The following is a 14986-nucleotide window of genomic DNA, read 5'->3' on the forward strand; positions in this document are numbered from 1 at the left end:
ACGATAGCGGTGCCCCCGGGCCGTGCCGTATAAAAAACACCATGGAGGCACGTTCGCCAGCGAAACCATCCGCCTCGACCCTGATCGTCCTGATCCTGCTCGCCGTCGCACGGATCCACGTCGCCGATCCCGCCCACGTCTCGCACGCCGTCCCCGTCGCCCAGGCCGCCCACTCCGCCGACATCGCCCACGCCGCCGACGGGGACTCCCGCTTCGCCGCCGAGGCCACCGAACTCGGCGTGCCCGGCGGCGCGGTCGCCCGCATAAAAGACGGCGTCGCCCGCACGGAAACCTTCGGCCACGACGGCGACGGCGAACCGATCGACGACACCACGCCGATGCTGTGGGGTTCGGTGTCGAAACCGGTGGCGGCGGCCGTCGTCAAGCGGCTCGCCGAGGAAAAGGCGCTCGACCTCGACGCGCCCGCGAGCCGGTACGTCGACGGCGCGCCCGACGTGCCGGTGCGGTCCCTGCTCGACCACACGGCGGGCCTGGGTTTCGGGGCGGAGCTTCTCGACGTCGACCGGCCCGGCGCCACCGCCACCGAGGTCGTCGCCGACGCCGCCGGCGAGATCGCCGCCGCCGACGGCGAACGCGGCGCCCACCGGTACTCGAGCCTGGGCTATCTGGTCCTGCAGGCCGTCGTCGAATCCGCCGCGGGCGGCACGTACCAGGACGCGGTGCGGGCGACGCCCGGCGCGGCCGGCGTTGGCGCGTCGGCGGGCGAATGCGCCGGAGTGCCCCGGGGCCACCGGTTCGCCGGCCCCTTCGCGTGGCCGATGGACACGGGTTACGACGGCGCCGGCCCCGCCTACGGGTACTCCTGCGGCGGCATCGACGACCTCGCCGAGTTCGCGGTGTCGCAGTTGGACGCGGCCGAAGAAATCGCCGCGAAACAAGCGGACGCGCAACCGACGTCGCAGCCGCGGCAACGGTACGGGCCGGGGTGGCGCATCACCGAAGAATCGGACGGCCGAACCACCGTGTGGCACACCGGCACCGTGCCCGGCTACTTCTCGGCCGTCTACCTCGACCCCTCCCGCCGCGACGGGGTTGCGGTGCTGCTCAACGCCTCGGGGTACCTGAGCGAGGAGCAGCTCGCGGGGCTGACGCGGCTGGCGTTCGACGAGGTCACCGGGGCTACATCGCGCGACTCGGGGGCTAGCGATTTCGGCGCGGGACGGTTGGCGGTCATCGTGCCCGCCGCGCTGCTCGGGCTGGCGCTGGCGGTCCTTGTCGCCGGGTGGTTCGCGCGGCGGACCGTCCGGCCCGTGGTGTGGGCGGTGATCGCCGTATCGGTGACGACCGTGGCGGTCGTCGGGGCTCCGCTGCTGATGGGCGTGCCGCCGCCGTACTTCTGGCTGTGGGAACCGGGCGCGGTGATCGCGGCGGCGGCGGTGCCCGCGGCGATGCTCGCCGCGGCCGTGATGTCCCGGCGAGCGCCGAACAGGTGGTAGCTAGTCCGGCCCGATCCAGACGCGCCCGATCAACACGATCCAGACGCGCCCGACCAGGACAGGCCCGATTAGGGTTGTCGCCATGGACGGATTGACCATCGCACCGGGCCCGGGGATCCCCGGCGGTCTGGTCATTCCCGCGGGTGATCTGACGGAGCGGTTCGCGCGGTCGTCCGGCCCCGGCGGCCAGGGCGTCAACGCGACGGACAGCAAGGTTCAGCTCTCCATCGACATCGCCGCCGTCGGCGCGCTTTCCGACGCCCAGCGCCGCCGTGTCCTGCGCAACCTCCGGAGCCGGCTGGATGGCACGGTGCTCACGGTGGCCGTGACCACCCGGAGGTCGCAGATCCGCAACCGCGCCGAAGCACGCGAGCGGATGGCCGCCATGCTGCGGGAGGCGCTCGCCCCGCCGCCGCCACCCCGGCGCGCCACCAAACCGACCCGGGGTTCGGTGCGGCGCCGGCTCGCGGCGAAGAAGCGGCGCTCGGAGATCAAGTCGGCGAGGCGGCGCCCCGATCCGATGTGACGGGGCGAGGGTACGCGCATAGGGGCCCAGGCCCAAGTGACGGGCAGAGGTGCCAGGCCCAGGTGACCAGCAGGAGTTGCGGACGCAGCGCGCGCGGATCCGTGATCGGTAGCCGTCGGCGGCGTCTACATTGAGCGATCATCGCCCCTTCGGAGGCGCCCACCTCCCACCGGATCCGTCGGCTCGCGGCCTCGGATTCCCGCACCCGTTAGGCACTCCAATGTTCGACATGTCCGATCCGATGCCGCTCATCTTTTCCACGTTCATTTTCATGTCCGCGGTGACCGGATTATCCGGGTTGGTCAGCACGATTCTCGCCACCCGGAAAATCCGGCTCTCCGCGCGCCTCGTGGAAAGAGGGCAGCGGACAACGGGACAGGTCGTTGCCGTGGACACGTACAGTTCCGTCGACGACAGCAATCGGGTCCGCGACCATCTGATCGAAACCATCAAGTTCACCACCCTGCGCGGCGAAGAATGCCTGGCCACGCCGGCCCACTCCGACATCGGGATGGCCAACCGGCAGGGCCATTCGGTCACCGTCTACTACGACCCCGATCACCCCGAGATCTTCGTCGCCCCCGTCAACGGCCGGGAGATGTCCCGGAAGAGCACGAATCTGGCCGTCCTCGGTGGCGCCATCGCGGCCATCTCGGGTTTCGGCACGTCGGCCGCCCTCCTTGTGGCGAAGGGGTATTTCGGCTGGTAAGGGCGCGGCCGCCGGTCCAGCACCCCTCTCACGCTTACCCACCCCGAATCGGTCCCGGCCTGCACAACCACCGCGGCAAACCCACCCCGAATCGGGCCGGGCCTGCGCACCCTTCGCCGCTAACCCACCCTGAATGCGCAGACCCACCCGTTACAGCGGGTGGGGTTGCGCATTCGGGGTGGGTTTACGTCAGGGCTCGGCGCCAGCCCCAATGTGCAGCCACTCGATTTCGCCACCTGGGCATTTATTGCCGTTCACGCGGCCAGTGGCCGCGTTTTGCGCCTAACGCCAAGCAACCTTCGGCTCCAAGCGCCGTGGGCGGTGAATCGCGTGCCCGCGCGGCGGAATCGGTCACCCAATGGATGCCGTGCGCCCGGTGCGACAACTCTCCCTGTGCAGCGATTCTCCCCGTGCGTCCGGCACGGCCATTCTCCCGGTGCGGTCGCCCCGTTAGCCGGCGTCCGCAACCTCATGGGACTCGACGATTGGCCGGACGTTTACCCCTGGAGCACGTAGCGCAGGATTTCCACGACCTGATCGGTGGTGGTGCACCACGCCTGCGCCGCCGCGTCGACCTCCTTGAGGGGGTGGACGATCCCTTCGTCGTGAAGCGTCACGTACTGCTTGCCCAACGCGGCGCAGTACCCGGCGTCGAAGGCGGCGTTCCACTGCTTGTACTGGTCGCCGAAACGCACGACCACCATGTCCGCCTTCTCGATCAGCGTGCGGGTGCGAATGGAATTGACCTTCGACGACTGATGGTCGCGCCAGAACTGGCTCGACGTCTCGGCCAGGTGATCTCCGGCGGCGTCGCTCGCGGGGTGGTCCGTCACCGGGGCGGTGAACACCACGTCCAGCCCGGCGGCTTCCGCGCCCCGCTGGATCTCCTCGCGCCAATCGGTGTGGATTTCACCCGAAAGGTAGACGTTGAAGCTCATGGCCGATTACTCCTTCACTGAAACTTGGATGTGCCCCCGCACCTCCCCCGTTCATCGGCGCACCATACCCGAGTGGCCCTCATCGATCGCGTTCAGCGGCGGTTGCGCGTTCGGGCCGCGAGAGCGCCGAGGAGACTCCGGGCAAACTCGCGACGTCGCCCGAAATTCCACGCGACGGAAACTCCCGCACCTGAGTAGGCTCCGATTCACATTCATCAGGACGAAGGAGTTTTGACATGTCGATGGCGACGGAACTGCGGGACATCGCGGCCAAGCATTCGCTCACATGGCCCGAGGAGTATCTGGCTCTCGCCGAAGCAGGGTTGCAGACCGTTTCGCCGGGTTCGGAGCCTCAGCCCGACGGCGATTCCCAAGAGCCTCCGCACCATCCGCTGCTCCACTTCAGCACGTCGTTCGAGACCCTCGGTCCCGCGCAGATCGCCGACCATTTGGCGCGTCTCGCCGAACCCGATGACATGTGGCGCATCGATCCGGCCGCCGGGCTGCTGCCTTTCGGGATGCAGGCCGACGGCAACCTCTACTGCTTCCACACCGGCGCCGCCGAGGGCGGTTCCATTCCGGTGGTTCTCCTGCAGAACGACGATGACGAAGACCTGCGCCTGGCCCCGGACCTGGCGGGCTTCGTTTTCGCCGACATGATCGAGTCGGCCGCCGAGTTCTACGACGACGACTTCCTGGGCGAGGACGACCCCGAACGCAACGCCGCGGACTGGCTGCGCTCGCACGAGCACCTGCTCACCGACGAGCAGGCCGCCACGGTGCGCGACGTGTTCGGTCGGCCGCTCATCGAACGCGACGACGACTCGATGGGCTTCCTCGAGTTCGACGACGTCGACGAAGTCGTCGACCCGGTGCTCCGGTACCCGGCGCGCAACGAGCCCATCCAGCTGTGGGATCGAAGCAACTGGCATCAGGGGTGATCTCGGCGGCCCCGCAGTGCCCGAGGACCGATGGCCGAAGCGCTTGGGCGCTGCCCGGCGGTGGCTTTCACGGCTGCTTCGGCATGGGGCGCATGCCCGGAAGGCGTCATCCGTCCTTCGATGCGAGGTGTCCGCCCGTCGGCAATGCGAAAGCCGGCGATGTCAATCGGGACCGGACGAGTCCCGAGCCGGACAGCCGAATCACTTAGTCGGGGATCATCCGGTACTGCTGCGCGCCATCCCGATCACGAACTGCGATGCCAAGCGATCGCAGCTCATCCAGTGCCTCGGCGGCGGCACCGCTCCGCTCGTCCGCGAGGGCACGTGATCGCGCCCTCAAAAGGTCGTTGATTCGGTCGTCGACTCCAACCGCGCCATCTACCCAGCTGATGTAGGACTTCTCGTGGGGATCATCGTTTCCCTGCCACGGGTAATCGAACCGTTCAAAGGCACGTCGTAGGCGAGAAACGAGCACGACATCCGTTTTGCTCCGGGAAATCTCGTTGGTCTTCGGATCGGTTATCACGAGATCTTTCCCGTCGGTGAACACACCGCCCACCCGCTCTCCGGCAACGAATTGGCTCGCGGTTGAACCCTCAATTGTTACGCCACGTGCGGAAACCGTCACAGTGCCCACGTCCGTTCGCCATTCGTGCGTGATCATCAAACCGACGATCACGCCCAGGAACGCAAGGATGGGGATGGCCCAGACAAGAGGCAGACGGGCGGCGATGCGAAGCGGGCCCGGGGCATCCCCGGCCAACGAGAGCAGCCAATCGACCACCGGGCCGACCATGAATGCGGCGCCGACGCCGATTGCCGCGCCCGCGAGGCAAATCCCGACGATCCACCACCTTGGGATCGTCACCGTTGCTTCATCGTCAGTCATGTGATTCCTCTCCTTGGTGCGCGGGTGGAGCGAGATAACCGAGGGCGGTGCGGCGGAGTTCCGCCGTCGGCGAATACCCGGGCCTCGCGTTCAAGTAGGTTGCATCCACGATTGCCTGCAGCCACATTGCCGTTTCGACGGGATCGAGATCCTCCGCGATGCTCCCGTCCGATATGCCGCGCGAGATCAACTCGGCCAGCCCGTCCGTGAGAATCTCCGTGGTGCGCGCGACCACCGTGACCAGTTCCGGATCGTGTTCGACCCGTCTGAGCAATTCGACGACCATCCCCGAAGCTCCGGGGTCGGCGGCCTCTTTCCCGAGTTCGTCCAGAACATTCAAGATGGCGGGCACCGGCTGGGCGGCTTCTGCGTGGCGTGCGATCAGCCGCTCGGCCGCGGGAAGATCGCGTTCGAAGATCGACCGGAAGAGCGCCGCTTTATCTGTGAAGTAGTAGAAGACGCTTGCTTGGCTGATGCCGGCTGCTCGGGCGATGTCGGCCACGCTCGTGTTCTCGTATCCCCGCGTGGAGAAGAGCTTGGTCGCCGCGACCGTGATCTGCTCCCGCTTTCGTGCGACCCGCTTTGGGTCGACTCGCCTCGCCACTTCGAGCACCTCTTTGATTTATCTGAGTACTCACTCAATTATAGACGACGCGTCCGCCCCGCGGAAATGACGCAGTGGGGCTCGCCGTGACGAGGATGCGGAAACTCAGCCGCCGACGACCTTCGCCGTCTCCGCGTCCCGCGCCGACGCACGGCGGGAAACGGCACCGACCCTCGCCCTGACCACGGCGAACCAGGAAGCGGCGACCGCGGTCAGGGCGGCGGCGAAGAGGAACAGCGCGACCGGATTGGTGACGGCCGTGGTCCAGATGAGTCGGTTGGGCAGCAGCGCGGCGAACCCGAAGGCGACCACGGTGCCGATGTACGAGCCGATCATGTTGCCCGCGTGCGCCCGCCGGTTCCCGCGCACGATGCCGAGCACGCCGAGGCTGACGGTGATGATGGTGAACACGGACAGGCCATGCAGGAGCGTGAATCCGTCCTCCAGGCCGAAGAAGAAGCTGGAGCCGCACGTGATGTACATGAGCGCCACCCAGGTGCGGCCGAGCGTGCGGTGCACGGCGTCGCGTCGCGGACGGAAGATGTTGATGGGGCCAATGAGAAGGACGAGGAATGCGGCGCCGGCGTGAACCAGGATGACCGCTGGAATGGTTCCCATGGGCGCCAAGATAGTGCGGCTGTCCAACGTGCCTCAACGTGGATAGCGGCGCCGATTTCCACTATCCGACGGCCCCTCGATGCTTTACGACGTCCCGTCGTCACGCAACCGACCGGCAGCCGGGCCTGCCACCGGCCCGGGCCCCGGGACCGCCACCGGCCGACGCGTACCGGTCCCGGGGCCAACCAGGACCCGGACCCGTCACCCGCCGGCTCATGCCGGCAGCCGGGACCGCCACCGTCGGGAACCTGCGGCCGCTACCCGCCGACGCTCTGCGCCTCGCCGACCCCCCACGTCGCCGCTTCCCGCCACTGCTCCGCGATGCGGGCAAAGGGACCATCGGCCCTTTCGAGCTCGTCGATGGGGCCGGCTTCCACCACGCGCCCCGACTCCATGACGATGACGCGATCGGCGATCTCCACCATCGCCGGTCGGTGGGCGACGACCACGGTCGTGTACGAGCCGCGCAGCCCGGACAGGGCATCGGTCACCGTCCGCTCATTGCGCCCGTCCAGGGCCGATGTTCCTTCGTCGACGAGCAGGACCGATGCCGGCTTGGCGAGGGCCCGGGCCAGGCCCAGCCGCTGCCGCTCGCCCCCGGACAGCCGATTGCCCAGCTCGCCGACGGGAGTGTCCCAGCCTTCGGGCAATCGCTCGATCGCCTCGGCCAGACCGCAATTGACGGCGATCGCATCCAATTCCGGCTGCGTCAGATCCGGGTTCACGGCGAGCAGGTTCTCGCGGATCGACCCCGTGTGCAGGACGGTGCGCTGGAACACCATCGCGGCGCGGCCGCGCAGGTCGCCGGGGGAAGCCGGCTTCCCGTCGACGTCGACCGTGCCCGCGTCGGGGACGGTCAGCCCCGCCAACAGCGACACCAGCGTCGACTTGCCGCTGCCGGACGGGCCGACGACGGCCGTGATCGTGCCCGGCGCGAAGTCGACGTCGATGCCGTCGAGCCCCGTGGAGCCGTCGGGGAACGTGACGTCCACGCCCCGGAGCTCCACCGTGGCCGGGCCCTCGCCCGGGCCGCCGGCGCGGACCCGCTCGACTTCCATCAACTCGCGCACCTCGGTCAAGGAACGCCGCAGATCGACGACTGCACCCACCGATCCCGCCTGGACGTTGGCCTGCTCGACGACGCGCAGCAGCACCACGATCGACGCGGCGGCCGCGGCCCCGGTCAACGCCGAACGATCGTAGGACCACCACACCGTGAACCCGAACGCCAGCAGCACCAGCTGCACCACGACCGTGAACACCTGCTGCCCGGGGATCTGCCACAGCAGGACCCGGCGCGTCTTCCGCCGCGCTTCGGCGATGGCCCGGTCGACCAACCGAGTGCTCGCGTCCACCCGGCGCGCGGTGCGCAAGGTCGGCTGCACGAGCGCGAACTCGAAAAGCCTGTCATCGAGGGAGGCATTGGCCGCCGCGTATTCCGCCGTGGACCTGTCCTCCAGCTTCGCCGACGCCCACAGCGAACCCAGGCACGCGATGCCGCCGAGGAACGTCACCGCGCCGAGGGCGGGCGAGACGAGCAGCAGCCCGACGCCAAGCCCGAAGATGAACACGATGGAGGTGATCAGGGGCCCGATCAGCAGGATCACCGCTGAAGTGACCGTGCTGGCCTTGGTGATCAAATCGCGGATCGCACCTTCCTTTTCGGAAGTCAGGCGAGCATCCGGCCACGAGAGCACGGCGCCCGGGGCGTTGCCGTGGATCTCGCGCATGACGGCGATGCCCAGATCGAGCCCCCGGTGGGCAGCGAAGATGTCGACGCCCCAGCTGCAGACCACGAACAGCAGCAACAGCGCCAGCCACGGCAGCGCGGCCCCCGGATCCGCCGAGAACAGCTCACCCAGCAGCGGGTAGAGGGTGACGACGGCCGCCACCTGAAGCAGCGCCGACACGGCGACCGCACCAAAGAAGGACCACAGGGGACGACCGCCCCCGACGACGAAGTGCAGATCCCGCAACATCAGTTCTCCTCCGATTCAACGGCGACGGCCACGGGTGCGCCGCAATGCGCATCCCACATCCGCCGATAAGCCCCACCCGCCGCGACGAGCCGGGAATGCGTGCCCTCTTCCACCACTTTCCCCTCGTCCAGGACGAGGATCCGCGATGCGTTCCTGATCGTGTGCAACCGATGGGCGATCATCAGCACCGTCTTGCCCGCCAGCAGGCGTTCGAGCCCCCGGTGGATCGCGGCCTCGGAGTCCGGGTCGGCCGCGGCAGTGGCCTCGTCCAACACGACGATCGGGGTATTCGCCAGCAGCGCGCGGGCGCTGGCCACCCTCTGGCGCTCACCGCCGGAAAGACGGTTCGGTTCGACCACGGTGTCGTAGCCGTCGGGAAGCGCTTCGATGACCCGGTGCACGTCCGCCGCCTCCGCAGCCTCGCGGATCTGGGCGTCGGTCGCTTCGGGGCGGTTCAGCGCGATGTTGTCGCGGATGCTCGCGTGCACCAGCTGGGCATCCTGCAGCAGCACCGACACCGAGGAATACAGCTGCTCCTGGGTGAGATCGCGCACGTCGACGCCGTCGATGCTGACGGAACCGCCGGTGACGTCCCACAGCCGGGCCAGCAACGCCGCCACCGTCGACTTGCCCGCCCCCGACGGGCCCACCAGCGCGGTGACGCTGCCGGGCTCCAGGGTGAGGGAAAGGTCGTCGATGACCTTCCGGCCGCCGCCGTAGGAGAAATCGACGTGGTCGAAGCGCACGTGGCCCGGGGGCGCGGGCCGGTCCACCGGCGGCGCGAGCTCCGGCGTCGCCAGGAACAGCTCGACTCCGGCCTTCGCCTCGAGTCCGCCCGACAGGCTCGCCGCCCCCAACCCGAGGTTCAGCAGCCGGCCGCCGAACGACGTGCCCAGGATGAGGAAGGGGATCAGATCCGTCGCCGGCATCCAGCCCGCCACGACCATGGCGAATCCCGCCACCAGAAGCACGCCCAGCACCGTGGTGGGGCGGTTGGTCATCACCGCGATGATCTTGCGGGGGCCGGTGTCGCGCTGCCAATCCGCCATGAAGTCACCGGATTCCCGCAGCGTGCCCTCGAGGTCGACGACCGCCTTCGGCCCGAAGACCGCGGAGGTCCCGCGCGAGCCGATGAAGGCCTGCGTCTGGCCCGCCGCCAGCACCTCGTACCTCTGGTTCTGCAGCACCTTTTCCTTGTCGCGGCGCTGGATCCCCTTGAGGACGTAGATGTACGCGACGATCGGCAGGAGCAGGACCAGCCCCAATCGCCATTGGACGGCGAACAGGTAGATCAGGCTGCCCAGTGCCGCGACGACGGCGCCGACGATGTCGGGCACCGCGTGGGTGACCAGGTAGTGCAGCGACCTGACGTCGTCGCCGGCGATCTTCTTGACGTCGGCCGCCCGGCCGCGCATGAACCAGCCCAGCGGCAGCCGGGAGAATTTCGCCATGAGGCGATGCCGCAGCGCCGTGGCGAAGTTGGCGTCCAGGTGGTGCAGCCACAGCACCAGCAGCGACGTTCCCACGGCCGAGATGGCCATCGCGACCACGGCCCAGATCGCCGGCCGGGCGAAGGCTTCCGCCGGGGCCCCTCCGACGAACAGCCGCGCCAGCTCCGCGAACAGGATGAAGGGGATCAGCTGCAGCAGGGACAGCGCCCCCTCGACGATGCCGGCGGCGATGAGCGGGCGCTTGAGCGGCCGGAGCACACCGTCCTCGGAGGCGTCGGATGCAGTTGCCGTGGCGTTGACATCGGAGCCAGCGCCGTCGGCAGCGGCAGCGGCCGCGCCACCGACGTTGCCGGAACCGCCCGCTCCATTCGGGCCCGCAGATGCCCGACTCTCCCCGACGGTCGCGGACTCAGCCGACGCAGCCGACGCAGCTGACGCAGCCGGCGCAGCCGACGCGCCCTTCGCCGCGGGCGCCTCCGGACCCGCCGAATCGATGGTCTGCGTCTTGCCCATCTGGCGTCCGCGGACCCAGTAGGCGTGCGCGTGCAAGGTCGCTCGGTTGAGGCCGAATTTCCTCTGCAGCAGTGTCTTCGCGTGCCGGGTCGACGCGGTTTCCGCGGTCACCCAGGCGTACCAGCCGGCCCAGTCCCCGTCGCTGATCGCCTGGACCAGCGCCTGCCCGTCGGGAAGCTCGTCGACCCAGGACGCGGTGATGTTCGGGCCCTCGGGCAGGGCGATGTGGTCGTCGTCGGGGCTGTGCCGCTCCAGGTAGACGACCACGGGGCTCTCCTCGGGGATGGCGGCGACCAGAGCGCGGATCGCCGGATAGCCGGCGAGGTCCCCGAGCAGCAGGTACCCCGCCGGGGGCGGCTCGGGCGGGGCGAAGGGCTGCTCGCCGTAGCGCATGGCGACGATCCGGTCGCCCTCCTCGCAGTTCACCGCCCAGTGCGAGGCGGGCCCGGCGGGCTCGTGGATGACGAAATCGATGGAGAACTCGCCGGTCGCCGGATCGGGATCGACGAGCGTGTAGCCGCGCTGGAACTCCTTCGGGCCGCCGTCGGGGTCGGGGAACCAGAGGCGCAGCCAGTTCGCCGGCGCTTCCCCCTTCGGATCGAGCAGCCCTTCCGAGCGGCACGTGACCCGGATGAAGTGCGGCGCGAGCCGGCGTTTCCCGATCACGGTCACCGCATGTTCCTTGGCGCCCAGGCCACGGAGTACGACGGCCTCAAACCCCTTCGCCATCGACCACTCACCTTTCGAGGATGGGTCCCGTCGCAAAGCGCACGGGACCGACGTAGACAGTTGAAGGGCAGCCTAGCCTAAGTATGTGAAGGGTTCCATCGGGCCCGGCCATCGGTAAGATAGCGCCACTGCCCAATGCGGCCATCCACGATCGAAAGGGCGACGGATGAAGCTCGGCGAGCTGGCGGCGGCCACGGACACGTCGACCGCGACCATCAAGTACTACATCCGCGAGGGCCTGCTTCCGCCCGGGGCGAAGAAGAACCAGACCACGTCCGTCTACGGCCCCGCGCACCGCGGGCGCCTCGAATTGATTTCCGCTTTACGACGCCTCGTCGGCCTCTCGATCAACCAGATCCGCACCTTGACCACCGCAATCGACGACCCGGGCACCGGGATTCTGACGATCATGCAGACCGCCCAGGTCCTCGGCGGCGGCCTGATGCCCGATGCCGACGGTTTGCCCGAGGTCGAGAATCCGGCGGCCGAGGCGCTGATCGACGGCGTCGTCGCCGGGCAAAAGTGGCCCGACTCCCCCAGCATCGCCCGGAACGCGGCGGTGGCCGTCGTCGATGAGCTGATGAGCCTCGGCCTAGACGTCGACGACGACCACCTCGCCGTCATCGCCAGCGCCGTCGATGCGATCTCAGGGTCGGCCATCGACATGGACGACTCCCGCGACCGGATTGCGATGAACGTAGCCGTCGGCACGCACCGGTACTCGCGATTGGTGCTGGCTCTGCTGCAGATGGGGCACACGTCGCACAGCATCGCCCGGGCGCGGCGCGATGCCCTCGACCACCCCTAGCCGCAGCGCCCCTCTCCCACCGCAACGCCCGGAGCAGTGGTACGGAGCCGACTTCACCCCCTCCCCGCCAGATGCGCCAGTTCCAGGCAGATGCGCCCGTTGCAACGGGTGTATCTGCACGGAAATGGCGCATCTGAGCCGCGGATCCGCCCCGGATTCGGACGAGCGTCACTCGTCGAAGATCAGCTCGATCGGCTCCGGTTCCGGCTGTTCGTGGTCCCAGAGGTAAAAGCGGTCGTCGCCGGGCAGGAGAATGATCGCGTTGCCCGCCTGATCGTCGGCGACGGCGACGGCGTCCTGCGGGAATCCGTGGGCCCAGGAGCGCCACGTTTCGGTTTCCTTCACCACGTGATTCGCCGAGCGGGCGAGACGGCGGCGGTCGGAATCGTCATACACCGGGTAGAGGAACCAGTATCCCTCGTAGGCGTCGTCGATTTCGCCGCCGTTCTCCGACATCAAGCGCTGCCGCAAAGCGTCCGGGAAGGTGCGCCCCAATGCTTCCTCAGCAGCGCGGATACGTGATTCATCGACTGGAAAGGCCATGGGAGAAGGTTACTCGACGCCCCAGCCCTCGGCACCAGGAATCAATGCTCTGATGCCGGCCCTGCCGCCGGCTCACGCCGCCCCCGACATCATCCCTCCAGATGCGCCAGCTCCAGGCAGATGCGCCCGTTGCAACGGGTGTATCTGCCTGGAACTGGCGCACCTGAGTGGGGGTGGAACCCAAAACTGGCGCATCTCGGTGGGGCGGAACCCAAAACTGGCGCATCTCGGTGGGGCGGAACCCAAAACTGGCGCATCCACGACGGCGAACCCGAAGCCGAAGCAGCCCCGCCGGGCTACACGGTGAACTTGAACTCCCCACGTGCCCAAAACACAGGGCGGTCTCAATGCATGTTGGGGTATTCTCGCGCAAGGTGATGTAGACCGAGCGGCGGCATGTTCGCAACCTGGATCGCATCTATCCGACGACCGGATCGTGCCAGCACGGATCATCATCGGTCCTCCTGCAGCCATCCCAGTCGCTGCTCGGCGTAGGCCAGCGCGACGGTGACCTGCCGGAGGTCGTTGTCCGCCTCCTGGATGCGGTCGCAAAGGCAGGGCACCGGCAGTGCATCGGCCTTCCCGGTCAGCCAACTCGCCGAGCTCACGCCGCTCTTCATGAGCAGCCTGCAGCTGGTCCTCGAGGGGCGCGCAACTGGCGCGCGCCCCTCGGGCGACCTTGGCGTGATGGTCGGGATTGGTCGCCGTGAGAGGGCGGGCCGGGCGGAAAGCCCGGACAGATTCAGGTTGCGGAACTGCTGCGGAAACCCCTCGGAACTTCCGCGACGGTGTTCGAGGTTCTTGTGCGTCGGCGCGCACGGACCAAGGCTGGAGCAGCGGGTACGGCCTGCGATCATCGAAGGGCACTGGCTTGGAGGTATGGATGAATAGGGTTTTCGCGGAGGAAACCACTCTCGTGGACAACCGCCTCACGCTCGCACTCGCGCCCGGGCTGGGGCCGGACGGACTCAACGCGTCCCCCAGCTTCTTCCACGGCTTCGCCACCCACCCGCAGGTGCTCGCCCGCGGACTCGTGACACTCGCCGACATCACCGCCACCCGCTATTACAACTTCACTCCGATGTCGGAGCGCGACCCGATCCTTTCCGCACACGGCGATCGGCTGCGGGCCGAGTGTTTCTCGGGGTGCAACGCCGTCTATGCGTGCTTCGAGTTGATGGGCTCGGGCCTGGACGGCGGGGACATCGGACGCGGCACCACCAACGTCGACATCGGCCCCGCGTCCAGGGTGATGCTGTCCAACCTGCCGCGCAATGAACTGCTGCACGTCGACGTCGGCGCAGAGGGGCTGCGGGCGGCGACGCCGGCGGCTTCCACGATTGAGCGTCCCGTGACGATGCCGCCGCGCTGGGTGCGCGCGCTGGGCAACGCGGCACAGTCGCAACAAGGCTTCGTCGAGGCGTTCCGGGTGCCGGCCTCGGGTGCGCGCCGGTTCCTTGCCGGATTGCCGCCCGCAAGCGTGTCCGGACGCTCGGCCTGGCTGTCCGCGGCCCGCGGCGCGGTGAAAACCAGCGCGGTGGCGACGCCGGGAGCGGTGTTGGTCAGCGGTCTGCAGCGGCTGAGCGCGCTGAAACGGCTGATGCCGCACGTGCAAGGACTCATCGTCCACGGCCCCGCCGACGAGCACACCGTCGGTGCGATGATCACTCTGCAGCTTCCGGACGCCCGACTCACCCTCGGGCTGACCGACAAGGAGTGGCGCGGCTACTCCGGCGAAGGCTCCTTGCTGGCCTCGCTGGCAGCACCGACCGTCACGGAGGACGCCGACCTGGTCAGCGCCATGTTGGCCTTTGAGCCGATCATCGACGTCGCCCGGCTCACCAAGAACACCGCGCTTCCCGAGGCTCGGGTGAAGGCGGCGCTCGCGGTGCTCGCGGCCTCTGGCCGTGTGGGTTGGGACGTCAACGACCGGGCCTATTTCCACCGGGAACTGCCCGACTCGCCGGAGCGGGTCGAAAAGGACAACCCACGGTTGACTGCAGCGCAGAAGCTCGTGGCCGCCGACGCGGTGCGGAGCGCCGGCTCGGATGCCTGGATCGTCAAGTCGGGCGACGCCGAATACGGCGTGCGGCTCGGTCCCGACGCTGACGTCCCCGAGAAGGGCGCCACCTGCAGTTGCACCTGGTACCTCTCACACGCCGGTGACCGTGGGCCGTGCAAGCACGTTCTCGCAGTGATGCTGACGCACAACAAATCAGCGGCGACACCGCGGTCATCGAATGCGCCGGCAGAAGAATCGACCAGACCCACCGAGCGTTAG

At 68.4% G+C, this 14986-nt stretch carries 14 protein-coding genes; 6 read left to right on the forward strand and 8 right to left on the reverse strand.

Annotated elements, in window-relative coordinates; translation table 11 throughout:
* Positions 1-41: 41 nt before the first annotated feature.
* The 3 genes from CHAN_RS09880 to CHAN_RS09890 all read left to right on the forward strand — a co-directional run bounded on the left by CHAN_RS09880 (position 42) and on the right by CHAN_RS09890 (position 2692).
* Positions 42-1457: a serine hydrolase domain-containing protein gene (locus tag CHAN_RS09880; RefSeq protein ID WP_290289331.1), complete on the forward strand. Its 1416-nt coding sequence runs from the start codon at positions 42-44 to the stop codon at positions 1455-1457.
* Between the two features lie 82 nt (positions 1458-1539).
* Positions 1540-1983: an alternative ribosome rescue aminoacyl-tRNA hydrolase ArfB gene (arfB, locus tag CHAN_RS09885; protein WP_290289332.1), complete on the forward strand. Its 444-nt coding sequence runs from the start codon at positions 1540-1542 to the stop codon at positions 1981-1983.
* Positions 1984-2212: 229 nt separating this feature from the next.
* Positions 2213-2692 carry a DUF3592 domain-containing protein gene (locus CHAN_RS09890; protein WP_290289335.1) on the forward strand — a complete coding sequence of 160 codons (480 nt, stop codon included), beginning with the start codon at positions 2213-2215 and terminating at the stop codon, positions 2690-2692.
* Between the two features lie 497 nt (positions 2693-3189).
* Here the strand turns inward: CHAN_RS09890 and CHAN_RS09895 are convergent, their stop codons facing one another.
* A complete protein-coding gene (locus tag CHAN_RS09895) occupies positions 3190-3630 on the reverse strand; it encodes a YtoQ family protein (protein WP_290289338.1) in 441 nt (146 codons plus the stop codon).
* 236 nt (positions 3631-3866) lie between these two features.
* On the opposite strand from CHAN_RS09895, the gene CHAN_RS09900 reads away from it, so the two are divergent.
* The gene (locus tag CHAN_RS09900; protein WP_290289340.1) at positions 3867-4571 is read left to right on the forward strand and encodes an SMI1/KNR4 family protein; all 705 of its coding nucleotides are present in this window, start codon (positions 3867-3869) and stop codon (positions 4569-4571) included.
* A gap of 205 nt (positions 4572-4776) precedes the next feature.
* On the opposite strand, the gene CHAN_RS09905 is transcribed toward CHAN_RS09900, so the two are convergent.
* The 5 genes from CHAN_RS09905 to CHAN_RS09925 form a co-directional block, all read right to left on the reverse strand.
* A complete protein-coding gene (locus CHAN_RS09905; protein ID WP_290289342.1) occupies positions 4777-5460 on the reverse strand; it encodes a YqeB family protein in 684 nt (227 codons plus the stop codon).
* Positions 5453-6073, reverse strand: coding sequence for a TetR/AcrR family transcriptional regulator (locus tag CHAN_RS09910; protein ID WP_290289344.1), 621 nt, complete (start codon positions 6071-6073; stop codon positions 5453-5455). Before CHAN_RS09910 ends, CHAN_RS09905 begins: the two co-directional genes overlap by 8 nt.
* A 96-nt stretch (positions 6074-6169) precedes the next feature.
* Positions 6170-6682 carry a DUF2306 domain-containing protein gene (locus CHAN_RS09915; protein WP_290289345.1) on the reverse strand — a complete coding sequence of 171 codons (513 nt, stop codon included), beginning with the start codon at positions 6680-6682 and terminating at the stop codon, positions 6170-6172.
* Between the two features lie 257 nt (positions 6683-6939).
* Entirely contained in the window at positions 6940-8661 is a 1722-nt protein-coding gene (locus CHAN_RS09920) for an ABC transporter ATP-binding protein (protein WP_290289348.1), read from the reverse strand.
* On the reverse strand, positions 8661-11354 hold the full coding sequence (locus tag CHAN_RS09925) for an ABC transporter ATP-binding protein/permease (RefSeq protein WP_290289350.1): 2694 nt from the start codon (positions 11352-11354) through the stop codon (positions 8661-8663). Before CHAN_RS09925 ends, CHAN_RS09920 begins: the two co-directional genes overlap by 1 nt.
* 166 nt (positions 11355-11520) lie before the next feature.
* On the opposite strand from CHAN_RS09925, the gene CHAN_RS09930 reads away from it, so the two are divergent.
* Positions 11521-12162, forward strand: a complete 642-nt coding sequence (locus tag CHAN_RS09930) for a MerR family transcriptional regulator (protein WP_290289352.1) — start codon at positions 11521-11523, stop codon at positions 12160-12162.
* Between the two features lie 168 nt (positions 12163-12330).
* Here the strand turns inward: CHAN_RS09930 and CHAN_RS09935 are convergent, their stop codons facing one another.
* Together CHAN_RS09935 and CHAN_RS09940 are read right to left on the reverse strand one after the other, a co-directional pair.
* Positions 12331-12705, reverse strand: a complete 375-nt coding sequence (locus CHAN_RS09935; RefSeq protein ID WP_290289354.1) for an SMI1/KNR4 family protein — start codon at positions 12703-12705, stop codon at positions 12331-12333.
* A gap of 452 nt (positions 12706-13157) precedes the next feature.
* On the reverse strand, positions 13158-13313 hold the full coding sequence (locus CHAN_RS09940) for a hypothetical protein (protein WP_290289356.1): 156 nt from the start codon (positions 13311-13313) through the stop codon (positions 13158-13160).
* Positions 13314-13621: 308 nt separating this feature from the next.
* On the opposite strand from CHAN_RS09940, the gene CHAN_RS09945 reads away from it, so the two are divergent.
* The gene (locus CHAN_RS09945) at positions 13622-14986 is read left to right on the forward strand and encodes an SWIM zinc finger family protein (protein ID WP_290289358.1); all 1365 of its coding nucleotides are present in this window, start codon (positions 13622-13624) and stop codon (positions 14984-14986) included.

This window comes from Corynebacterium hansenii, assembly GCF_030408795.1.
In the GTDB taxonomy this organism is placed as follows: domain Bacteria; phylum Actinomycetota; class Actinomycetes; order Mycobacteriales; family Mycobacteriaceae; genus Corynebacterium; species Corynebacterium hansenii.